Here is a 21486-nt window from a genome sequence, read left to right as displayed (position 1 = left end):
ACTAGCTTTATGCATTGATGTACGATAGTGCGGATCATGGCTGACGACGATTCCGCGGGCGACCGCTACCGAATCGACGATTTCGCCTTCATCGGTCGGATCTTCGAGGAGTACCGCCGGATGTTCGATCTCGATCCCGACCGCGTCGCGGGGATTCGGGTGCTCGATTGCCCCGGGGGAGCCTGCTCGTTCATCGCCGAAACCGCCGCCCGGAGTGGCGAGGCGGTCGCCGTCGACGCGCTCTACGGGCCGCCGCCGGACGACCTCGCGACCCGGTGCGAGCGGGACGTCGAGCGAGCGGTCGACGCGCTCTCGGGCGTCGAGCACCTCTACGAGTGGGGCTACTACGGCGACGTCGGGACGCTCGAATCGCACCGCCGGACCGCGGCGGAGCGGTTCCTCGCGGACTACGCCGACAGCCCGAGCAGGTACGTCCGCGCGGCGCTGCCGGACCTTCCGTTCCCGGACGACAGCTTCGATCTCGTCTTGTCGGCGCACCTGCTGTTTCTGTACGACGACCGCCTCGATCACGCCTTCCACCGCGACGCCCTCCGCGAACTCGCCCGCGTCGCCGCCGGCGAACTCCGGGTGTTCCCGCTCGTCGGGTTCGACGCGGCGGAGTACGGCCGACTCGACGATCTGCGGCGGACGCTCGAAGCGGACGGCTACGCGACCGAACGCCGGCCGGTTCCGTTCGAATTTCAGCGCGGCGCGACCGAAACGCTCGTCGTCTCCCGCTGACGGCGGCCGACCGGCCAGCAACACTAAAGCCCGTCCACCGCCCGATTGCGGGTATGCACGTGCTCTCTCTCGTCGGCTCGGACGCGGACGAGGCGGTCGCCCGGCTCGTCCGTCGCCTCGACGGGCGCGTCGCGACGGTCGAACGACTCCCCGAGACCGACCCCGACGCCGAAACGCCGGGAACGACCGCGTCGTACGGTCTCGCATCTGACGGGTCGTGGGTCGCCGCGGGGGCGGAGCGCCCCCTCGACGGACTCCTCGACTCGCTCGCTCCCGAGTACGACTACGCCCTCGTCACCGGCTTCGACGACGCCCGCCTGCCGACCGCCGTCGTCGGAGACGCGGAGTTCGAGGACGAACGCCCCGACGACGCTCGGTCGGACGGCGCGCTCTTCGTCGCCGAGAGCGCGGCCGAGGCGGACCTCGACGAGCTCGCGGCGCGGCTCGACGACGCGGAACCGCGCGTCACGCTCGGGTCGCTCGTCGATCGGGTGAAGCGGTCGCCGGGGGCCGACCGTGCGGGCGCCGTCGCCACGTTCACCGGGCGCGTCCGCGCGAAGGACGCGGAAGACGACGCCAGGACGGTGAGGCTGGAGTTCGAGAAGTACGAAGGGGTCGCCGAACCCCGGATGGAGGCGATCGGTCGGGAGATCGCGTCGCGCGAGGGCGTCGAGGAGGTGGCGATGCACCACCGAACCGGCGTCATCGACGACGGCGAGGACATCGTGTTCGTCGTCGTGCTCGCCGACCACCGCGAGGAGGCGTTCCGCGCCGTCGAGGACGGCATCAACCGGCTCAAAGACGAGGTGCCGATCTTCAAGAAGGAGACGACGGTCGAAGAGGAGTTCTGGGTCCACGACCGCGAGTAGCGGAGCGACCCTCGGCGCGCGCCGTCGTCGAACCGAGCCTGAATCGGCAATATCATCCGTTACGACTACGTATCCGAAGTAATTAGTAAGAAACTATGTATTACGATATTTCTTTTATTTGATTCAGAAAGTATTGTGTAGAGCGCCGCATAAAACGTCTCGGCTCCCAGAAAAACGTCCTAAAGTGACCATTTTACGCGCGTTCAGGTCGAATGTAACCGAAGGAAACCGAAGCGATCCCAATATTCCTCCCTTTATAACATCCCGACCGCGGGACGAGTGATCGAGGTCACACGACATGAGCGCAACTGCACACGGCCCCGCGGACGGTCTTCCCAAAGAAGAACGCCTGAAGCGATACCTCGTCGACAAGGCGCAGGACGGCGAGCTCTACTTCAAGAGCAAGTTCATCGCCGACGAAGTCGGTCTCTCGCCGAAGGAGATCGGCGCGCTGATGGTCAAACTCCGCGATTCCGCGACCGACCTCACCATCGAAAAGTGGTCGTACACGAGCGCGACCACGTGGCGCATTCGACCGGCCGACGTCGCCTGAACGGCGCTTTCGTCCCCGTTCTCCCCTGCACGTCCCCGCGATCTCGCCGGGGCGGTCGAGCCGTTCCGTCTCGACCGCGCCCGTTCCGTCTCGACGCTCGCGGGCCGCCGAGGTCGGCGACGTCGATCCCGGCGGTCCGTCCGACACGCCAGTCTGACACCCGAATTCCACGCGATTCGACGCCGTTTTTCGACCGATGAAGGCGCGACACCGGATTTATACAGCCGCCGCCCGTACTCACGCTAAATGGATCGGGTAGACCGGCCGTCGGATCGTCGCGCCGTCGACGCGCTCCGATCGGTTTTTCACCTCCGAGACGTTCGCCGCGACGGCGAACGCGTGTTCTACTACGGCGAATCGCTCGTCCCAGAGCGAATGCTCCTTCGCGAGGTCTGGCCCGCGTTCCGCCGCGCCGGGTACGAGGTGCAGGTGGCCCGCACGCGCGACTCGCAGGACGTGCTCGTCGCCACGCCCGTCGACACGGGGATCGGAGGGGTCCCGTGGATGAACCTCCTCCTCCTCGTCGCGACGGTGTGTTCGACGCTCTTCGTCGGCGCGACCGCGTGGTACTACATTCCCGTCTCGACGATCGCGGACGATCCCCTCGCGGCGCTCGCCGCGTGGCCCTTCACGGCCGCCGTCCTCGGCGTCCTCCTGATACACGAACTCGGCCACTACGCGCTGGCTCGGTACCACGGGGTGGACGTGTCCCTGCCGTACGTCATCCCGTTCATCCTCCCGTTCGGAACGATGGGGGCGATCATCCGGATGCGCGGGCAGATGCCGGACCGCAAGGCGCTCTTCGACATCGGCGTCGCCGGCCCGCTCGCGGGCCTCGCGGCGACGATCGTCGTGACCGTCGTCGGTCTCTCGCTGGGACCGTTCGAGGTTCCCCGGCAGGTGTTACGGAGCGGCGGCGAGGTCATCTACTTCAACAACCCGCCGCTTTTGGAGCTCATCGCCGCCGCGATCGGACAGCCGACCGACTACCCGCCGCCGAACACCGTCCACCCGGTCATCATCGGCGGCTGGGTCGGGATGTTCTTCACCGTGCTCAACCTCCTCCCGGTCGGCCAACTCGACGGCGGACACATGGTCCGGGCGATGATCGGCGACAGACAGGAGACGGTCGCGGCGCTCGTCCCGCTCGCGCTGTTCGGCCTGTCCGGGTACCTCTACTACGTGCGCGGCTTCGGGATCAACGAGTCCGTCGGCCTGTGGGCGTTCTGGGGGCTCTTCTCGACGTTCATCGCCTTCAACGGGCCGGCGGACCCCATCGACGAGACCGGAATCGGCTGGAAGCGACAGCTCGTCGGCCTGTTCACCTTCGGGCTCGGTCTCCTCTGTTTCATGCTCGTGCCGATCCAACTCCAGTAAACTACCCTCCCTGCTCGCTCGCGGCATACGCCGCTCGCTCCCTGAGGGAGGGGCTTTGATGTGGACTCCCGGTGATCGGCCCGTTACCCCCATCGACCGCCGCTTTTACGAACGCGCGTGCGTGTACCCCCGATCCGGAAGCTTCGTTCCGTCCATCGTCACCGTCCCTTCCGCCGTCGTTCGGCCGATCCGCGTTATCGGGGTCGGCGACGCCCCCCGCGCCGCCTCGTACGCGTCCGCGGGAAGGGTGAACACGAGTTCGAAGTCCTCCCCGAAGTGGACGGCACGCTCGCGCTCGTCGCGGTCGTCCGCGGCTACCTCCTCGACGCTCGGATCGATCGGGAGCCTGTCCCCGTCGACCGCGAAGCCGCAGCCGCTCGCCTCCGAGAGCTGGTGGAGCGACCGCGCCAGCCCGTCGCTGGAGTCCATCATCGCGGTCGCGCGGCCGCGCAGCGCCCGCCCGGCGGCGACGCGCGGCTCGAAGCGGAAGAGTTCGTTTCCGCGATCCGCGTCGCCGCGTTCGAAAAAGCGGAGGGCGGCGGCGCTGCGCCCGAGCGTCCCCGTGACGCAGACCGCCTCGCCCGGCGACGCGCCGGACCGACGGACGGGATCGGCCGCCTCGCCGAGCGCCGTGGTCGCGACCGTGAACTCGTCGTGCGCGTCGAGGTCGCCGCCGACGTACTCGGCGTCGACCGCCTCGCAGACGTCCCGCGCCCCGCGGACGAACGCGTCGAGTTCCGCCGGATCGAACGCGGGGGCGGCGTACACCGCGACCGCCGCCGTCGCCGTCGCGCCCATCGCCGCCACGTCCGACAGGGACGCGCCGACCGACCGCCACCCCGCGGTGTAGCGCGTCGTCCCCGCCGGGAAGTCCGTCGACTCGTGCAGCATGTCGGTGGTGACGACCGTGCCGTCGACGACCGCGGCGTCGTCGCCGGCCGCCGGGAGCGCCGCCGCGATCGCGCGCAGGGCCGTGCGCTCGTCCATGCCTCGGCGGTTGCGGCGGCGACGTGGTAAAGACTCCGGAGGTCCCGTTCCGACCGCTCGGCGGGCGGTCCTCCACCGGGGAGAAGCGCCGAAAAACCGGGAGACGGGTGCTGACTCCTTTCGGTGGCTTAATGCCGTCGGTGGCCGATTCGGCCGCATGGTCGGCGAGAGAATTCGGACGACGGTAGTGGGGTTCGCCGGCGCGCTCGTCGTGTTCGCGATCCTGTTTTCCTTCGTCGGCGTCGACCGCCTCGTCGCGCAGCTTTCGGCCGCGGACGCCGCGACCGTCGCCCTCGTCGTGTTCGTGACGATCGGGTGGCTCGCCGCCTGGAGCCTGGCGCTACGGACGGTGCTTGCGGTGCTCGGGGTCGAAATTTCCTCCGTAAAGGCGTTTCTCGTCTTCGCCGGGGCGACGTTTTCGAACAACATCACGCCGTTCGGGCAGGCCGGCGGCGAGCCCGTGACGGCGCTTCTCATCTCCAGGACGGCCGACGCGGAGTACGAGACGGGCCTCGCGGCCATCGCGAGCGTCGACACCCTCAACTTCGTGCCCTCGATGAGCCTCGCGCTCATCGGCGTGGGATACTTCGCGACCGAGACGACCCTCGGGCGGAACCTCGAACTCGCCGTCGGCGCGGTCGTCGTCCTCGGGGTCGCGGTTCCCGCGCTCATCTACGTCGGCTGGCAGCGGCGGTACTCCCTCGAACGCCGCGCCGTTCGTCGCGTCACGCCAGCCATTCAGAGGATCGCCGGCGTCCTCCCGCGCGTTTCCGCGCCGAGCGCGGCGAGCATCGAGCGGCGCGTCGGCCGGTTCTTTCAGGCGATCGAGCGCGTCGCGCTGAATCCGCGGGGGCTGGCGATGGCGCTCCTCCTGTCGACGACCGGCTGGGCCTTCCAGATGCTCGGCCTCTGGCTGTCCTTCGAGGCCATCGGCGCGTCGATCCCGCTTTCGATCACGCTGTTCGTCGTCCCGATGGCGGCGATCGCGGGCGTGACGCCGCTCCCGGGCGGCGCGGGCGGCATCGAGAGCATGCTCGTCGTGTTGCTCCTCGCGGCCACGGGCCCTGCCGTCACGGAGCCGATCGCGCTCGCGGCGGTCGTCATCTACCGCGGCGCCGTCTACTGGGTTCCGATCCTCATCGGCGGAGCCGTGATGGGCGTCGTCGGCGTCCGGGAACGGCCCTAATACGATGGGTTTAAACAGCGTCCTCAAGAACTCGTAGCCATGGTAACCCTCTACGACGTCCCGACGGACGAGCTCATCGCGGAGCTCTCCGATCGCCTCGAGGACCGAATCGAGGAGCCCGAGTGGATGCAGTTTTCGAAGACCGGAGCGAACCGGGAGCTTCCGCCGCAGGACGACGATTTCTGGTACGTCCGCGCCGGGAGCGTCCTCCGCAAGGTCGCCATCAAGGGCCCCATCGGAATCGAGCGCCTCGCCGTCGAGTACGGCGGCCGAAAGCGCGGCACGAACCGCTACCGCGTCGCGAAGGCTCGAAAGGAGACCGGCGGCAAGAAGATCGTCCGGACCGCGCTCCAGCAGCTCGAAGAGGAGGGGCTCGTCGAGACCGCGAAGGGCGAGGGACGCCGCATCACGCCCGAGGGCCGCAGCTTCCTCGACGACGCCGCCGCGGCCGCCTTCGAGCGGCTCGACCGCCCCGACCTCGAACGCTACGCGTAGCCGATTTTCGCCGGACGTCAGCGTTGGAACCGACCGAACGCCCCCGCGTTTCGCGTCCGTAACCGTTTTCCTGTCCTACCGGGAACTGTGTACGTATGAGCGGAAATCCCGACGACGAACGGTTGGAGGAGCTGCGCCGGCAGAAGATGCAGGAGCTGCAGGACCAGGCGCAGGAAGAGCAGGGCGGCGAGGCCGAGGAGGCCGCGCGCCAGCAGGCCGAGGCCCAGAAGGACGCGCTGCTCCGGCAGTTCCTCACCGACGGCGCTCGCCAGCGGCTCAACGCCGTCCAGATGAGCAAACCCGACTTCGCGGAGCAGGTCGAACGACAGATCGTCGCCCTCGCACAGAGCGGCCGCGTCCAGGGGAAGATCGACGAGGAGCAGATGAAGAACCTGCTCCGCGAACTCAAGCCCGACTCGAAGAGCTTCAACATCCGCCGTCGGTGACCGAATGGAGCTCGCGCTCCTCTACAGCGGCGGCAAGGACTCCTCGCTCGCCGCCCTCCTCCTCGACTCGTTCTACGACGTGACGCTCGTCACGGCGCACTTCGGCGCGACGGACGACTGGAAACACGCCGCGCGGGCGGCCGAGAGCCTCGGCTACCCGTTCGAGACCGTCGAACTGGACGAGGCCGTCGCGGCGGAGGCGATCGACCGGATGCTCGCCGACGGCTACCCGCGAAACGGCATCCAGCGGGTCCACGAGCACGCGCTCGAAACCGTCGCGGAGCTCGGCGACGACGCGAGCGAAGCGAACGGCAGCTCGTCGAACTCGCTTCGCTCGTCCGACGGCGTCGCCGCGGTCGCTGACGGCACGCGCCGCGACGACCGCGTCCCGACGGTGTCGCGCGCGCAGGCGCAGAGCCTCGAAGACCGCCACGGCGTCGACTACCTCGCCCCGCTCTCCGGCTTCGGCCGCCGGGCGGTCGACCGGCTGGTCGCCTCGACGCTCGCCGTCGAATCCGGTCCGAGCGAGTCGATCCCGAAGTCCGACTACGAGGGCGAGCTCCGCCACTTGCTCGGTGAACGACACGGCCCGGAGGCGGTGGCCGAGGTGTTTCCCGCCCACGAGCAGACGTACGTCCGCGGCCGCAGAGGCGATTGAGGTTCCGGACCCCGGGCGCATCCGAGGCCGTGCGCTCTCCCGCGTGCGCCGTCGATCCGAACCGCTCTTCACGCCGTCGCCTGAACGTCGACCGTGGACATCGGCATCGCCTACTCCGTCGTCGCGGCGTTCGTGTGGGGCGGCTACCTGTTCGGGTTGAAACGCTACTTCGACGACTATCCCGCGACGGCGCTCTCGGTTCTCGTCTACGGCTTCGCGATCGTCTGGTACCTCCCCTTCGCGGCCGCGACGCTCCCCGGCGGAGCCGTCGCCGACGCCGTTTCGAACGCCACCCTCGCGACGGCCGGCGTCGTGCTCGTCACCGTCGTCTCGATCGCGGTGGCGCTCGTCGTCTTCCTCTGGGCGCTGGAGGTCGGCGAAGTGTCGTACGTCGCGCCGATCAACAAGATCGTCCCCGTGTTCGTGCTCCCGATCGAGATCGGGCTGCTCGGCGCGCACCTCACGCCGGTACAGCTCGTCGGCGTCCTCGTCGCCACGCTCGCGGTGTACGTCGCGAACTACCGGTCGGGCAGTCTGCTCGCGCCGATCCGGAAGGCGGCGACGTCGCGCGCGGCGCAACTGGCGCTCGCGAGCGCCGCCTGCTTCGCCGTCGGCGACATCGGCAAGCGGCTCGCGCTCCAGGACCTCGGCCTGCCGCTGCAGGCGTGGGTGCTCGTCCTCCTCGGCGGCGTGCTGGTCGTGCTCCTGCCCGCGGCCCTCCGGTCGTGGCCGGAGACGGTTCGTCGGGACGCACCGAAGCTCGCCGCCGCGGGCGCGGCGGTGGCCGTCGGCGAGCACGTCACCTCCCTCGCCTTCGCGGCCGTCCCCGCGAGCATCGCGTCGCCGGTCATCAACACGCAGGCGATCGTCGCCGTGGTGCTCGGCGGGATCGTCCTCCGCGAGGAGGCGTTTCGACTGCGGCTCGGCGCGGCGGTGCTCGCGGTCGTTGGCGTGTCGCTCATCGCGCTGTGACGCGACGAATCCCTTACTGAATCCGAATTCAGCGCGCCGTTAAGCCGCCCGCGAGCCTCGCGTACGGTATGGAAGTCACTCGTGAGCGATTCGCCGACGGTTCGAAACGACGCGGGTCGAGGGGGTCCTGATGCCACCTCTCGCCCTCGTCACGGGCGCGAGTAAGGGGCACGGTGCCGTTCTCGCGGCGTTCCTCGCCGGACTCGGGTACGACCTCGTCGTCACCGCTCGGGACGAAACGGCGCTCGACGAGCGGGCCGACGCGCTCGCCGCGTTCGAGGTCAGGGTCGTCGCCGTCGCGGGCGACGTCGCCGATCCCGACCACCGCGCGGAACTCCGCGAACTGGTCGAGGCTCGCGGTTCGCTGGACCTGCTCGTGAACAACGCCTCCGCGCTCGGCCCGTCGCCGCTCCCCCCGCTCTCGGAGTACCCCCTCGACGAGTTCGAGCGCGTGCTCGGCGTGAACGTCGTCGCGCCGCTGGCGCTGACGCGGGCGCTCCTGCCCGCGCTGCGCGAGGCGGGCGGGCTGGTCGTGAACGTGACGAGCGACGCCGCCGTGGAGGGGTACCCCGGCTGGGGTGGCTACGGCGCGAGCAAGGCCGCGCTCGACCAGTTGACGCGCGCGCTCGCCGCCGAGGAGTCCGAGGTGGGTGTCGCGAGCGTCGACCCCGGCGACCTGCGGACGGACATGCACCAGCGGGCGTTTCCGGGCGAGGATATCTCGGATCGTCCGCTGCCCGAGATCACACTCCCGTTCTGGGCGTGGCTGCTCGGCAGGGACCCGCTCGACGTCACCGGGCGGCGGTTCGAAGCGCAAGGCGAGAGGTGGGAGGCGTGACGGACGTCGGGATGGAGCTCGCGGACTTCAGCTTCGATCGGCCGTCGGGACTGGATGCGACCCTACCCCCGGAGGCGCGGGGTCTCGCCCGCGACGACGTGCGCCTGCTCGTCAGCCGCGGCGGCGAGCACGCCCACGCGCGCTTTTTCGAACTCGCGGAGTTCCTCGATCCGGGGGATCTGCTCGTCGTCAACGACAGCGGCACGCTCGCGGCCAGCCTCCCGGCGACGGGGCCGGACGGCGAGTTCCTCCTGAACGCCTCGACCGACTACGGGGGAGGCCTGTGGCTCGTCGAACCCCGGTTCGGGCCGGCCGAGCCGGGGCCGATCGGGTTGCGGCCGGGCGACGAAATCTCCGTCTCCGCCCTCGTCGGCCGCGTCGTCGCCCACTATCCCGAGATCCCGAGGCTCACCTTCGTCCGGTTCGACGGCGACCTCCGGGAGGCGATGGTCGACGCCGGCGAGCCGATCCGCTACGGCTACCTCGCGGAACCGCAGCCGCTTTCGGCCTACCAGACGCACTTCGCCGCGCGCCCCGGCAGCGCCGAGATGCCGTCGGCCGCGCGACCGTTCACCGAACGGGTCGTAGAGCGACTCCGGGGGGCGGGGGTCGGAATCGCGACGCTCACGCTCCACGCGGGGGTGTCGAGCCTCGAAGTCGAGTACGACGCGCTGGAGTGCGGCTGCGAGGACGACTGGAATCCGCTGTACGGCGAGCCGTTCGAAGTGCCCGCCGCGACGGCCCGCGCGGTGACCGCCGCGAAGCGCGACGGGCGTCGGGTCGTCGCCGTCGGGACGACCGTCGTTCGGGCGCTCGAAAGCGCGTTCGACGCCGACGGGGGGAGCGTCCGACCGGCGAGCGGATTCACCCGCGCGTTCGTCACCCCGAGACGCGGGGTCGCGGTGCCGGACGGTCTCCTGACCGGGATGCACGACCCGGAGACGACGCACCTCGCGATGCTGCACGCGATCGCCGGCCGGGAGACGATCCGCGGGGCGTACGACGCGGCGATCGCGGCGGGGTACCTGTGGCACGAGTTCGGCGACAGCCACCTCGTGCTGCCCGAGCGGTAGTCGCCCGCCCTCCCGCCGCCCGTTCCGCCGACCGACGTAGCCGCCCTACCGCCCGGCGTGACGGACGATGTGCACGTCGTACCGCGGGTCCTCCGAGATCGGGTTTCCGACGCTCGACAGCGGGGCGGAGACCCGGCCCGCGTTCTCGCTCCCGACGAACACGATGGTGGCACCGACGTCGGCGGCGACCTCGCGGACGGTGCGCGCGACGTCCATCGCCTGCGTGGCGGTCGGGTCGTCGCCCTGCGGGATCGCCGTCCGGAACGTGGCCTCCGGCGCGAGTTCGGAGACGCGCTGGCGCATCGACCCCTCGACGGTCTCCACGTCGAACGGTTCGGCCTCCCCGATCCAGCCGCGTTCCAGCGCGTAGTCCGCGTCCTCCGGGATCACCGTGAGCGCGACGACCTCCTCGTCCATGAGTCCACCGAACTCGGTCGCCCGCGCGAGGGCCGCCTCCGAGAGCGCCGAGCCGTCAAACGGCACCAGTAGTGTCATTTCGGTTGGGAAATGGCGTCCCTGACTGATAGTCGTTGTTCAGGATCGGCGACGGGTGTTCTCCGCCCCCAAAGGACAGCCTTCAAGCGGCCGCTGTGCGAACCACGACGCAATACAATGTACGAGCGACTCAAGGGATTCCGCGACTTCTACCCCGGCGAGATGGGGGCGCGACGGACGGTCGTCGACGCGACGGAGTCCGCCGCGCGCCGCTACGGCTTCCGCGAGGTCGGCACGCCGGCGCTGGAGCGGACCCGGATGTACGTCGACAAGTCGGGCGAGGAGATCGTCGACGAGCTGTACTCGTTCACGGATCGGGGCGGCCGCGAGGTCGCCATGACGCCCGAACTCACGCCGACCGTCGCGCGGATGGTCGTCGCGAAGCAACAGGAGCTGTCGAAGCCGATCAAGTGGTACTCGACCAGGCCGTTCTGGCGGTACGAGGAGCCCCAGCAGGGCCGGTTCCGCGAGTTCTACCAGACGAACGTGGACGTGTTCGGCTCGGCGGATCCGGCCGCGGACGCGGAGGTCCTCGCCTTCGCCGCCGACGCGATGACGGACCTCGGCCTCACCGGCGAGGAGTTCGAGTTCCGCGTCTCCCACCGCGACATCCTCGGCGGCCTGCTCGCCTCGTTCGAGGCCGACGTGGACGTCCGCGCCGCAATCCGCGCCGTCGACAAGAGCGCGAAGATCGCGGAGGAGGAGTACCACGACCTGCTCGTCGACGCCGGCCTCGACTACGACGAGGCCCGACAGTTCGACTCGCTCCTCGAATCGGGGGATCTCGACGAACTCACGGACTTCGCCGGCACCGACCGGGTCGCGGACGCGGTCGGCAACCTGCGGGCCGTCCTCGACGCGGCCGACGACTTCGGCGCGCGCGAGTACTGCACCCTCTCGCTCGAAACCGCCCGCGGGCTCGACTACTACACCGGGGTCGTCTTCGAGTGCTTCGACACGACCGGCGGGGTGTCGCGCGCGGTCTTCGGCGGCGGCCGGTACGACGACCTCATCGAGGACTTCGGCGGCCGGCCGACGCCCGCGGTCGGGGTCGCACTCGGCGACGCCACCCTCCAACTCCTCCTCCAGAACGCAGACGTCTGGCCCGACGAGGCGCTCTCGACGGACTACTACGTGCTCTCGGTCGGCGACACGCGCCCCACGGCGGCCCGGATCGCCCGCGACCTCCGCGAGCGGGACAACGTCGTCGAGACGGACGTCGCCGGCCGGAGCTTCGGCGCGCAGATGGGGTACGCCGACGGCGTCAACGCCCGGACGGTCGTCATCGTCGGCGAGCGCGACCTCGAAAACGACAAGGTGACCGTCAAGGACATGGCCTCGGGCGAGCAGACGACCGCGCCGGTCGACGACTTCCCGGGCGACCGCGACGCGCCCTCGTACGACGACTTCGCGGCGTGATCGGCGATCAGCGCCGCGATCGGCGAGCCGCCGCCGCGAACTCGTCGCGCGGTCCCGACGGGTCGCCGCGCAATTCCCCCGCCGCGGGAACCGGTAGCCACTCTTAACTCTTCCGCGGTCGAACCCGTTCACGGAGGACGACATGTACGAACGCATCCTGATTCCGACGGACGGGAGCGACGCCGCAGAGAGCGCGGTCGAGCGGGCGGTCGACCTCGCCGCGGAGTACGGCGCGACGCTGCACGCGCTGTACGTCGTGGACACCGCGGCGTACGGCACCGTCGACGTGAACTTCCCGGCCTTCGCCGAGGAGCTCGAAAAGGAGGGCGAGCGGGCGGTCGAGCGCGTCGCCGAGGCGGCGGCGGAGGCGAACGTCCCCGTGGAGACGGAGGTGACTCCCGGGTCGCCCGAGCGGGTGATAACCAAGTACGTGCGGGAACACGACATCGACCTCGTGGTCATGGGAACGCACGGGCGTCGCGGCCTCGAACGGTACCTGCTCGGGAGCGTCACGGCGCGCGTCGTCCGAACGTCCGACGCGCCCGTGCTGACGGTTCGCTATCACCCCGACGAGTGACCCCGGCGCGACGGACGGCCGCCGCGACCGCCGCGAGCGAGCGCCCGCCGGGATCGGGAGCGATCGCACCGCGCGAACCGACGCCGATCGAACGCGCCGCTTAACCCGACGCTGACCGAACGCCCCACCGTGAGCAGACGGGCCTTCCGCGTCGCCTACGACGGTCGTCCGTTTCACGGCTTCCAGCGACAGCCGGACGTGCCGACGGTCGAGGACGCGCTCTTCGACGCCCTCCGCGACCTCGGCGTCCTCGCGGCGGACGCGCCGAAACCGGCGGGCTACGCGGCCGCCGGCCGGACCGACGCGGGCGTCTCGGCGGTCGCCCAGACGGTCGCCCTCGACTGCCCCGACTGGTGTTCGCCGCGCGCGCTCAACAGCCGTCTGCCGGCCAGCGTCCGCGCGTGGGCGAGCGCCGACGTCGCCGCCGACTTCCACGCGACCCACGACGCCGTCCGACGGGCGTACGCCTACTTCCTCTACGCGCCGGCCGTCGACGACGGGCGGGCGCGGGACGCGCTCGCCGCGCTCTGCGGCGAACACGACTTTCACAACCTGACGCCCGACGACCGGAACACCGTCCGCGACCTCGCCGGCTCGATCGAGCGCGACGGCGACTTCCTCGTGGTCCGGGTCGCTTCGGACGGCTTCGCCCGGGAACTCGTCCGCCGGATCGTCTCGGTCGTCCACGCCGTCGCCGCGGGCGAGGCCGACCGCTCGACGATCGACCGGGTGCTCGGCCCCGACGCGCTCGACGGTCCGGCGGGCGTCGCGCCCGCCCCGCCGACGCCGCTCGTGCTGACGGGGGTCGAGTACCCCGGCGTCGAGTTCGTCGCGGACCGCGACGCGGCGGAGAGCGCACGCGAGGCGTTCGGAGAGCGGTACGTCGCCGGCCGGGTCGCGGCGCGCGTCGCCGACGCCGTCCGCGGCGGACTCGCCGGAATCGATTCCTTCGATCCTGTCGGAAAAGATCCAAAGTAGCGCTCCTGACGCGGCGGTAGGGCTATCGCTATATATTGAGCAAAGTAATTATGGAGCTAGCGTCCAGTACCGGACGAGCATGTTTGGATTTCGAACGCGGGCCGCCCGGACCGCGCGCGCCCTCGGCGGTTCGCGCGCGGCGGCGGACCGCGGCGCGGCCGGAGCGGCGGACGAGAGGTGGCGACCGTGACGTACGACGCGATCGTCCTCGACAACGACGGCGTCCTGACGCACCTGACGCGGACGGACGTGGTTCGCGCGGCGGTCGAGGCCGCGTTCGCCGAGTTCGACGCCGAACCGACGGTCGAGGGCGTCGACGGGGTGATCCACGGCAGCCTCACGCAGATCCGTCGCGTCTGCGACCTGCACGGTATCGACCCCGAGGCGTTCTGGCCGCGGCGGGAGGCGCAGGCGGCCGAGGCGCAACGCCTCGCGATCGAGTCCGGGGCCAAGCCGCTGTACGACGACGTGTCGGCGCTCTATGACATCGCGGACGACGACCTCGACCTCGGCGTGGTGAGCAACAATCAGCACGCGACGGTCCGGCACGTCCTCGACGCGTTCGACCTCGACGGTCTCTTTTCGGTCGCCTACGGGCGCGAGCCGACGATCGAGGGCTTCCGCCGGCGGAAGCCCGAGCCGTACTACCTCGAACGCGCGGTCGACGAGCTGGGCGCGGAGCGCGCGCTGTACGTCGGCGACAGCAACGTCGACGTGCTCGCGGCGGATCGGGCCGGCCTCGACGTGGCCTTCATCCGCCGGGGCCACCGCGCCGAGTACGAACTGGTCGCCGAGCCGACGCACGAGATCGAGACGCTGTCGGACCTCCTCCCGCTCGTCGGCCGCGAGCCCCTGCGCCAGTAGCGAGCGGACGGCCGCAGTCCGCCGTCACTCCCAGGCCTCGGGCCACAGCCCGGCGGCTCGCATCCCCGTCTCGAACTCCGCCTCGCGGAACGCCCCGGCGAGGGCCGCGGGGTCGAGCCGCGGGAGGTCGCTCCGCGCGAGTTCGGCGACGAGCAGCGCGGTCAACATCGCGTGCTCCCGCACGTTTCGGTCGTCCACCTTGTCGCGCGTGTCCGCGTGCGTGTGCCCCCAGCCGCGGCCGCGCTCGCCGCTGTCGCTGTGCAGTTGCAGCGCCGGCACGCCGCGCGTCACGAACGGCCACTGGTCGCTGAACGGGTGCGGCTCCTCGCGGACGGCGATCGGGTGTCTCGTCCGCGACGCGACGCGCTCTGCGGCCCCCTTCGTCGCCTCCGAGCCGTGCGTCATCGCCACGAGGTCGCGGAACCGGCCCGCGCCGTCGGCGTTCACCACGGCCCGGACGCGGTCCGGACCGACGGTCTCCGCGAGGTGCTCCGCGCCGAGCAGCCCGATCTCCTCGCAGCCGACGCCGGCGACCGTGACGCCGACGTCGAGGTCCATCTCGGCGAGGATCCGCGCGGCCGCGACGACCGTCGCGACGCCGCAGCCGTTGTCCAGCGCACCCTCGGCGATGTCGTGGGCGTCGTAGTGGGCGACCAAAAGCAGTTCGTCCTCGGTGTCCGGTCCCAGCCGCCCGACCACGTTCTGGCTCTCGCCGGGCACCGTCTCGGCCTCGACGGACAGTCGGACCTCGCCGCCGCGGTCGGCGTACTCCGCGAGCCACGCGCCGGTCTCCTTGCTCACGCCGACCGCGACGGCCTCGGCCTCCTCGTTGAACCGGAGCGAGCCGGTCGGCGGGAGCTGCCCGGGGACGTGGTTGACGAAGACGAACGCCGTCGCGCCCCGCTCGACGGCGTAGCCGAACTTCTCCATCCGGTGGACGAACCGGCCCCCCGCGGGCGTGGTCGTGCTCGCGACCGCGACCTTCCCCGACACGTCGACCTCGTCGATCTCCGCCGGCGTCCCGTGGCCGACGTCGACGAGTTCCCCCCGGACGTCGCCCGCCGGCGAGTACGGCAGCGCGATGGCGTCGAACGTCCGCCGCTGCGGCGCGAGGAGTTCGAACTCGGTCCGCCCGCGGATCCACTCGTTCACCGCGAACGACTCCCGGCGCACCGCCTCGACGCCCGCGTCCTCGAAGGCTTCGGCGACGAGATCGGCCGCGCGCGTTTCGCCCGCGCTGCCGCCCATGCGGCTTTCGATGCTCGTGAGATCCGTCAGAAACCTCCACGGCCGGTCGTCGATCCAGGCGCGCCCCAGTGCGGCGTGTTCGTCCATGGCGGGCGTTCGTCGCACCCGGCTAAAAGGTGGGGGTTGCGGTAGTCGAGGGCGCGGGAGCCGCGCGGTCGCTCGGATCGCGGACCGCCCGCCGCGGAGAGACAAGGCTTACCACCGACACACACTTCCCACCGGGTATGAGTTCGGTTCCCGAGCGCGACGAGATCGATCGAGTGTACAAGTGGAACCTGGAGCGGATCTACGAGTCGGAGGAGGAGTGGGAGGAGGCGTTCGAGGCGGTCGAGGGGCGGATCGACGGGATCCGCGACTACGAGGGGCGGGCGACGGAGAGCCCCGAGACGCTCCTCGAACTGCTCGAACTCGTCGAGTCGGTGATGCGCGAGGTTTCGACGGTCGCCTCCTACGCCCGGCTCCGGAGCAGCGAGGACACCCGCGATCAGGAGTACCAGGCGCTGTCGGCCCGGACGGAGTCGCTCGTCGCCGACGCGCGGAGCGCGTCGAGCTTCCTCGAGCCGGAGCTGCAGGAACTCGACGAGGAGGACGTGGCGGCGTTCGTCGACGAGGCGCCCGCCCTCTCGGCGTACGAGCACTACTTCGACGACGCCCTCCGGATGAAACCGCACACGCGCTCCGCCGAGGTCGAGGAGCTCCTCGCCGACCTCTCCGAGGTGACGGGCGCGTCGAGCGACGTCTACTCGATGCTCGCGAACGCCGACATGACGTTTCCGACCGTCGAAAACCCCGACGGCGAGGGCGTCGAGATCACGCAGGGGAACTTCACGAAGCTCCAGAAGCACCCGGACCGCGGGTTCCGAAAGTCGGTGTACGAGGCGTTCTACGACGAGTGGGCCGACGTGCGCAACGCGGTCGGGGCCGCCCTGAAAAACAGCGTCAAGGCGGACGTGAAGCTCGCGCGCGCCCGGAACTACGACACGGCGAGGGAGGCGGCGCTCGACGGCCCGAACGTCCCCGTCGCGGTGTACGACACCCTCCTCGATACCGTCCGCGACAACCTCTCACACCTCCACCGGCACGCCGAGCTCAAGCGCGAGGCGCTCGGCGTGGACGAGCTCCGAATGTGGGACGTGTACACCTCCCTCACCGGCGACGAGGGGCCGGAGGTCACCTACGAGGAGGCGACGGAGTACATCGTCGAGGCGGTCGCCCCGCTCGGGGAGGCGTACCAGGAGCGGATGGCCGACGGGCTCGATCGTCGCTGGGTGGACGTGTACGAGAACAGGGGCAAGCGATCGGGCGCGTTCTCGGCGGGGACGTACGACACCCAGCCGTACATCCTGATGAACTACCAGGACGACGTCGCCTCGATGTTCACGCTCGCGCACGAGCTGGGCCACTCGATGCACTCGCTCCTGACGAACGAGAGCCAGCCGTGGCACTACTCGAGCTACGACATCTTCGTCGCCGAGGTCGCGAGCACGGTCAACGAGACGCTCCTCACCCACTACCTGCTGGCGAACGCCGCGGACGACGAACTCCGCCGGCACGTCCTCGACGAGTACCTCGAACGCTTCCGGTCGACGCTGTACCGTCAGACGATGTTCGCCGACTTCGAGCTGCGGATCCACGAGGTCGCGGAGGACGGCGGCGCGCTCACCCCAGACGCGTTCGACGAGATCTACGGGGGCCTCAAGGAGGAGTTCTACGAGCCCGCCGACGTCGACGACCGCATCGCCCGCGAGTGGATGCGCATTCCGCACTTTTACTACTCGTACTACGTCTACCAGTACAGCACCGGCGTCAGCGCCGCCGTCGCCATCGTCGAGCGCATCCGCGAGGAGGGCAAGGACGCGGCCGAGGCGTACCGCGAGGCGCTCCGGATGGGCGGCAGCGCCTACCCGATCGACGTGCTGGAGACCGCGGGGGTCGACATGACCGCCCCCGAACCGGTCGACGACGCGCTCTCCGTCTACGGCGAGTACCTCGACGAGATGGCCGGCCTCCTCGACCTCGACTGAGGGGGAGGAACGCCGGACGCCGGATCGCGCCGATCTGCGTCGTCGCACGGACGACAGAACCGGGCCGTCCGGACGGGCTTGAATCGCTCGGCTCCGGCAGACCCACAAGGCACATTTAGTCCGATCCCGAACCGTGGGGTAGCGAATGTCACGTAGCCCGTCCCTCCCCGACCGTCCGCGGCTGGACCTGGATCCGGAGATGTCCGACGTCGAGCGGCTGGACGCGATGCGGAAGCACTACGCGCGAATACAGCAGGTGAACGAGGAACTCGACGGCCGCCTCCAAGACGCACACGACCGGCGTCGCGACCTCCGCGAGGAGGTCGACCACCTCAAGCGCCGAAACGAGATCCTGAAGACCTCCTCGCTGTACCTCGCGACGGTCGAAGAGGTGTCCGACGACGGGGTCATCATCAAGCAACACGGCAACAATCAGGAGGTGCTCACCGAGGTCGCCCCCAACGTACAGCGGTCGCTCTCGGAAGGCGACCGCGTCGCGATCAACGAGTCGTTCGCCGTCCAGCGCGTCCTCGACGACGAGACGGACGCCCGCGCGCAGGCCATGGAGGTGCAGGAGTCCCCGGACGTGACGTACGACGACGTCGGCGGCCTCGACGAGCAGGTCCGCGAGGTTCGCGAGGCGGTCGAGGATCCGCTCACGAACCCCGAACTGTTCGAGGCCGTCGGCGTCGATCCGCCGTCCGGGGTGTTGCTCCACGGGCCGCCCGGAACCGGCAAGACGCTGCTCGCGAAGGCCGTCGCCAACGAGACCGACGCGACGTTCATCAAGATGGCCGGCTCCGAACTGGTCCAGAAGTTCATCGGCGAGGGCTCCCGGCTCGTCCGCGACCTCTTCGACCTCGCCGCCGAGCGCGAACCGGCGGTGATCTTCGTCGACGAGATCGACGCCGTCGCCGCGAAGCGGACCGACTCGAAGACCTCCGGGGACGCGGAGGTCCAGCGGACGATGATGCAACTGCTCTCGGAGATGGACGGGTTCGACGATCGCGGGGAGATCCGCATCGTCGCCGCGACCAACCGCTTCGACATGCTCGACCCCGCCATCCTCCGGCCGGGTCGGTTCGACCGCCTCATCGAGGTCCCCGAACCGGCCGCGGAGGGGCGAGAGCGCATCCTCGAGATCCACACGCGCAGGATGAACGTCGACGACGACGTCGACTTCGCGGGACTCGCGGTCGACCTCGACGGATACAGCGGGGCCGAGATCGCCAGCCTGACCACGGAGGCCGGGATGTTCGCCATCCGCGACGAACGAACCGAGGTCCGGCGGGGCGATTTCGAGGCCGCACGCGAGAAGATCGAAGCCGATGACGAGGGGCCGGTCGGCGAGTTCACCGACTACCAGTACTGAACGGCCGCTCGCGGCACCGGATCGCCGGAACGATCGTCGATTTCGGCCCGACGGTTTCGTAACGCATTCTTTCCCGCGTCCCCCTTCTCCGACAATGAGCACGATCCACGTCGCGCGGGGCGCGGCGACCGCGCCGACCGAGATGGCGTCCTACGACGCCGCGCTCGCCGACGCGAACGTCCACAACTACAACCTCGTCCCCGTCTCCTCCGTCGTCCCGGCCGGCGCGACCGTCGAGGTGGTCGACGCCGCGCCGGACCTCGGACCGGCGGGGAACCGCCTCACCGTCGTTCAGGCGCGGGCGACGACGGCCGGCCCGGGCGAAGTCGCGGCGGGTCTCGGGTGGTCGACCGGGCCGGGACCGGGGTTGTTCTACGAAGCGAGCGGCGGCGACGTCGACGAGGTCGCCGCGGAGATCCGGGCGGGGCTCGACGCGGGCGAGGCGCTCCGCGACTGGGCGTTCACCGACCGGGAGGTGACCGTCGAAGCGGTCGACGCGCCCGCCGGGGGGTACGCGACGGTCGTCGTCGTCGCCGCGTACGGCGAGAGCGAGCCGATCATCTGACGGTCGCGCGGCAGATCTGTCGACTCCGACGGCTTTTTAGCCCGTCTCGACCTATACAGGCCGAACTCCTCAATGAATGGAAACAATCCGTACGCCGGCGCGCCGGGCGTGGTCGAGGCGGGGAAACCGTCGCAGGACGTCGAACTGACGCCCGACCAGCGACGGAGCCTCCGCCGCGCCGTCGCCGGCATCGTCGAGCAGACCCGCGCGTACCTCCCCGACAGCTACGCCATCGGGTCGGAGCTCTCGTACGGGACCGGCGGCGCGATGGCGACCGTCGCCGTCCAGCCGCCGGCGGGACACCCCGTCAGCGCCGGCTTTTCGCCCGACCTCGACGACCTCGAATCGGGGCTCTCCGACGACGACCGCCGCGAGGTCGCCCGCGGCCTCGCCGCCAGCGCGGCGCTGCAGGTAATGAACGCGGTCGGCGACGAGGTCACGCCCACCGCGCGGTGATCGGGGCCGGGAACCGAGGCGGGCGTCCGAGCCCCTTCACTCCGTTTCGATCGCGCGCTCTCGTCGACGATCGGCGCTCGTCGATCGTCGCGCCGTTCCCCCGGCCGGCGCGTCGTAAAACAGCCCGTAGCAGAGCACCGCCGCCGAGGGGAGCGACCCGAGTCCGACGCCGAGCGCCGTCGGCGCCGACGTGAGAAGCGACCACGCGACCCCCGCGACGAGGGGGAGCGGGAGCGCGGCGAGCAGCAAGTCGTACCACGAGACGGTCGCCGGATCGATTCCGCCGTTCCGTCGCACGCTTTTGGCACTCATCGATCGTTCACCTCCGGACGGCTGTACGATCGCCGGGGAGAAAAATTTTTGCCGGCATCCGATCGACGGCTCCAAGGTCTCTCGCGATCCGCCGGTCCGCTCGCTTTTCGCCTCGGTCGTCCCTTACTTCCTCCCAGAAGAAGGGGTAGGTTCACCGCGGGCCTGCCCGTGTTCGCGGTAACGTCGCTGGGTGGGGTCGTCCTGATCGGGCTGTGGTCGTCTTGGGCGGCCTCGTGGTTCTCCAATCGATAGCCCTGCTGGTCGGGGTTTCACAAAGTGGAACCGAGCAAGACTTAGAACTTAGTAGGTTTCGACAGTGACACCGAGCGCCTCGAAGTCTTCGACGTTGTCTGTCAGGACTGAATCGCCGAGGACGTCGGCCATCGCAGCGACGTACCCGTCGTTCGCCCCGACGCCGGCGTTCCCGACACGGTCGTCTGCCGCTGCGAGTAGTTCGCCGGCTTTCCGCGCGATCTCTTCGTCAACGTCGATGCGCGGGTACCCGAGAATGCGATTCCGTAGCTCCTGCTCTGTGGTGTCGCTGCGAGCCGTGGCGACGCCGTAGTAGGCCTCAGCGACCACCGGCGTTGGCAACCACTGCATCTCGCCGTCCTCGACGAGTTCCGCGCCCTTCGAGAACGCGTCCGGGTCCTCCGCCATCAGGTCGAAGAGATACGAGGAATCGATGATCATTCGTCTGTGTCCTCGCTTTCGAATGCGCTGCGGGCGGCATCGAGGCGGTCGCGGTCACGCCCGCGCAGACGGTTCACCGCTTCCTTGGCGTCCTCGGCTTCCTCCCCGGTCAGGAGGCCGGCAACGTCGCTCGGGTGAGGGCCGCGCGTCATCCGGCGCAACGTCTCCTCCATCGTCTCGTCGCCCTCCTTGTGGGCGCTGAGCCACTCGTGGTACTCCTCCGAGACTCGAATGGTTTTGACCATACGATATATTGAGATATATGGGTCTAAGAGTCTTACGGGGCTA

Annotated in this window: 25 protein-coding genes; 19 read left to right on the top strand and 6 right to left on the bottom strand. The window is 69.9% G+C overall.

Annotated elements, in window-relative coordinates:
* Window positions 1-36 precede the first annotated feature (36 nt).
* From C3L37_RS01200 to C3L37_RS01185, 4 genes are all read left to right on the top strand, one after another.
* Window positions 37-741, top strand: coding sequence for a methyltransferase domain-containing protein (locus C3L37_RS01200; RefSeq protein WP_129112795.1), 705 nt, complete (start codon window positions 37-39; stop codon window positions 739-741).
* 53 nt (window positions 742-794) lie between these two features.
* On the top strand, window positions 795-1610 hold the full coding sequence (locus C3L37_RS01195; protein ID WP_129112794.1) for a molybdopterin synthase: 816 nt from the start codon (window positions 795-797) through the stop codon (window positions 1608-1610).
* A 298-nt stretch (window positions 1611-1908) separates the two neighbouring features.
* Window positions 1909-2163: a DUF7123 family protein gene (locus C3L37_RS01190; RefSeq protein WP_129112793.1), complete on the top strand. Its 255-nt coding sequence runs from the start codon at window positions 1909-1911 to the stop codon at window positions 2161-2163.
* Window positions 2164-2409: 246 nt separating this feature from the next.
* Window positions 2410-3540: a site-2 protease family protein gene (locus C3L37_RS01185; protein WP_129112792.1), complete on the top strand. Its 1131-nt coding sequence runs from the start codon at window positions 2410-2412 to the stop codon at window positions 3538-3540.
* A 105-nt stretch (window positions 3541-3645) separates the two neighbouring features.
* Here the strand turns inward: C3L37_RS01185 and thiL are convergent, their stop codons facing one another.
* Complete coding sequence (thiL, locus tag C3L37_RS01180) at window positions 3646-4527, bottom strand: thiamine-phosphate kinase (RefSeq protein ID WP_129112791.1); 882 nt, start codon at window positions 4525-4527, stop codon at window positions 3646-3648.
* A gap of 157 nt (window positions 4528-4684) precedes the next feature.
* Here thiL and C3L37_RS01175 point away from each other — a divergent pair, with 157 nt between their 5' ends.
* The 7 genes from C3L37_RS01175 to C3L37_RS01145 all read left to right on the top strand — a co-directional run bounded on the left by C3L37_RS01175 (window position 4685) and on the right by C3L37_RS01145 (window position 10195).
* Window positions 4685-5713: a lysylphosphatidylglycerol synthase transmembrane domain-containing protein gene (locus C3L37_RS01175; RefSeq protein ID WP_129112790.1), complete on the top strand. Its 1029-nt coding sequence runs from the start codon at window positions 4685-4687 to the stop codon at window positions 5711-5713.
* A 39-nt stretch (window positions 5714-5752) separates the two neighbouring features.
* A complete protein-coding gene (locus C3L37_RS01170) occupies window positions 5753-6208 on the top strand; it encodes a 30S ribosomal protein S19e (RefSeq protein WP_129112789.1) in 456 nt (151 codons plus the stop codon).
* Between the two features lie 95 nt (window positions 6209-6303).
* On the top strand, window positions 6304-6654 hold the full coding sequence (locus C3L37_RS01165; RefSeq protein ID WP_129112788.1) for a DNA-binding protein: 351 nt from the start codon (window positions 6304-6306) through the stop codon (window positions 6652-6654).
* A gap of 4 nt (window positions 6655-6658) precedes the next feature.
* On the top strand, window positions 6659-7312 hold the full coding sequence (locus C3L37_RS01160) for a DUF7411 family protein (RefSeq protein WP_129112787.1): 654 nt from the start codon (window positions 6659-6661) through the stop codon (window positions 7310-7312).
* 93 nt (window positions 7313-7405) lie between these two features.
* Window positions 7406-8284, top strand: coding sequence for a DMT family transporter (locus tag C3L37_RS01155; protein ID WP_129112786.1), 879 nt, complete (start codon window positions 7406-7408; stop codon window positions 8282-8284).
* A 130-nt stretch (window positions 8285-8414) separates the two neighbouring features.
* Window positions 8415-9122 (top strand): SDR family NAD(P)-dependent oxidoreductase, encoded by a 708-nt coding sequence (locus tag C3L37_RS01150; protein ID WP_129112785.1) that lies wholly within the window; start codon window positions 8415-8417, stop codon window positions 9120-9122.
* Complete coding sequence (locus tag C3L37_RS01145) at window positions 9119-10195, top strand: S-adenosylmethionine:tRNA ribosyltransferase-isomerase (RefSeq protein WP_228546071.1); 1077 nt, start codon at window positions 9119-9121, stop codon at window positions 10193-10195. The genes C3L37_RS01150 and C3L37_RS01145 overlap by 4 nt, the downstream gene beginning before the upstream one ends.
* A gap of 45 nt (window positions 10196-10240) precedes the next feature.
* Here C3L37_RS01145 and C3L37_RS01140 read toward each other — a convergent pair whose 3' ends face one another.
* Window positions 10241-10690: a universal stress protein gene (locus C3L37_RS01140; RefSeq protein WP_129112784.1), complete on the bottom strand. Its 450-nt coding sequence runs from the start codon at window positions 10688-10690 to the stop codon at window positions 10241-10243.
* A 117-nt stretch (window positions 10691-10807) separates the two neighbouring features.
* Between C3L37_RS01140 and hisS the strand changes: the two genes are divergently transcribed.
* From hisS to C3L37_RS01120, 4 genes are all read left to right on the top strand, one after another.
* Entirely contained in the window at window positions 10808-12109 is a 1302-nt protein-coding gene (gene hisS / locus C3L37_RS01135; protein WP_129112783.1) for a histidine--tRNA ligase, read from the top strand.
* A gap of 142 nt (window positions 12110-12251) precedes the next feature.
* Window positions 12252-12686 carry a universal stress protein gene (locus tag C3L37_RS01130; RefSeq protein ID WP_129112782.1) on the top strand — a complete coding sequence of 145 codons (435 nt, stop codon included), beginning with the start codon at window positions 12252-12254 and terminating at the stop codon, window positions 12684-12686.
* Window positions 12687-12815: 129 nt separating this feature from the next.
* Window positions 12816-13664, top strand: coding sequence for a tRNA pseudouridine(38-40) synthase TruA (gene truA, locus C3L37_RS01125; protein WP_129112781.1), 849 nt, complete (start codon window positions 12816-12818; stop codon window positions 13662-13664).
* A gap of 186 nt (window positions 13665-13850) precedes the next feature.
* On the top strand, window positions 13851-14528 hold the full coding sequence (locus C3L37_RS01120; protein WP_129112780.1) for an HAD family hydrolase: 678 nt from the start codon (window positions 13851-13853) through the stop codon (window positions 14526-14528).
* Window positions 14529-14552: 24 nt separating this feature from the next.
* On the opposite strand, the gene C3L37_RS01115 is transcribed toward C3L37_RS01120, so the two are convergent.
* On the bottom strand, window positions 14553-15863 hold the full coding sequence (locus C3L37_RS01115) for a M28 family peptidase (protein WP_129112779.1): 1311 nt from the start codon (window positions 15861-15863) through the stop codon (window positions 14553-14555).
* 137 nt (window positions 15864-16000) lie between these two features.
* Here C3L37_RS01115 and pepF point away from each other — a divergent pair, with 137 nt between their 5' ends.
* The 4 genes from pepF (at window position 16001) to C3L37_RS01095 (ending at window position 20193) form a co-directional block, all read left to right on the top strand.
* The gene (gene pepF / locus C3L37_RS01110) at window positions 16001-17800 is read left to right on the top strand and encodes an oligoendopeptidase F (RefSeq protein WP_129112778.1); all 1800 of its coding nucleotides are present in this window, start codon (window positions 16001-16003) and stop codon (window positions 17798-17800) included.
* A 145-nt stretch (window positions 17801-17945) separates the two neighbouring features.
* Complete coding sequence (gene pan2 / locus C3L37_RS01105) at window positions 17946-19172, top strand: proteasome-activating nucleotidase Pan2 (protein ID WP_129112777.1); 1227 nt, start codon at window positions 17946-17948, stop codon at window positions 19170-19172.
* 94 nt (window positions 19173-19266) lie between these two features.
* Window positions 19267-19737, top strand: coding sequence for a pyruvoyl-dependent arginine decarboxylase (locus tag C3L37_RS01100; protein ID WP_129112776.1), 471 nt, complete (start codon window positions 19267-19269; stop codon window positions 19735-19737).
* A gap of 72 nt (window positions 19738-19809) precedes the next feature.
* Complete coding sequence (locus tag C3L37_RS01095) at window positions 19810-20193, top strand: DUF5811 family protein (RefSeq protein ID WP_129112775.1); 384 nt, start codon at window positions 19810-19812, stop codon at window positions 20191-20193.
* Window positions 20194-20229: 36 nt separating this feature from the next.
* On the opposite strand, the gene C3L37_RS01090 is transcribed toward C3L37_RS01095, so the two are convergent.
* From C3L37_RS01090 to C3L37_RS01080, 3 genes are all read right to left on the bottom strand, one after another.
* On the bottom strand, window positions 20230-20505 hold the full coding sequence (locus C3L37_RS01090) for a hypothetical protein (RefSeq protein WP_129112774.1): 276 nt from the start codon (window positions 20503-20505) through the stop codon (window positions 20230-20232).
* A 300-nt stretch (window positions 20506-20805) separates the two neighbouring features.
* Complete coding sequence (locus tag C3L37_RS01085) at window positions 20806-21198, bottom strand: PIN domain-containing protein (RefSeq protein WP_129112773.1); 393 nt, start codon at window positions 21196-21198, stop codon at window positions 20806-20808.
* Window positions 21195-21443 carry a hypothetical protein gene (locus C3L37_RS01080; protein ID WP_129112772.1) on the bottom strand — a complete coding sequence of 83 codons (249 nt, stop codon included), beginning with the start codon at window positions 21441-21443 and terminating at the stop codon, window positions 21195-21197. The genes C3L37_RS01085 and C3L37_RS01080 overlap by 4 nt, the downstream gene beginning before the upstream one ends.
* Window positions 21444-21486: the final 43 nt, after the last annotated feature.

Source organism: Halegenticoccus tardaugens (genome assembly GCF_004116405.1).
GTDB lineage: Archaea > Halobacteriota > Halobacteria > Halobacteriales > Haloferacaceae > Halegenticoccus > Halegenticoccus tardaugens.
This window is presented reverse-complemented; position numbering and strand designations above follow the sequence as displayed.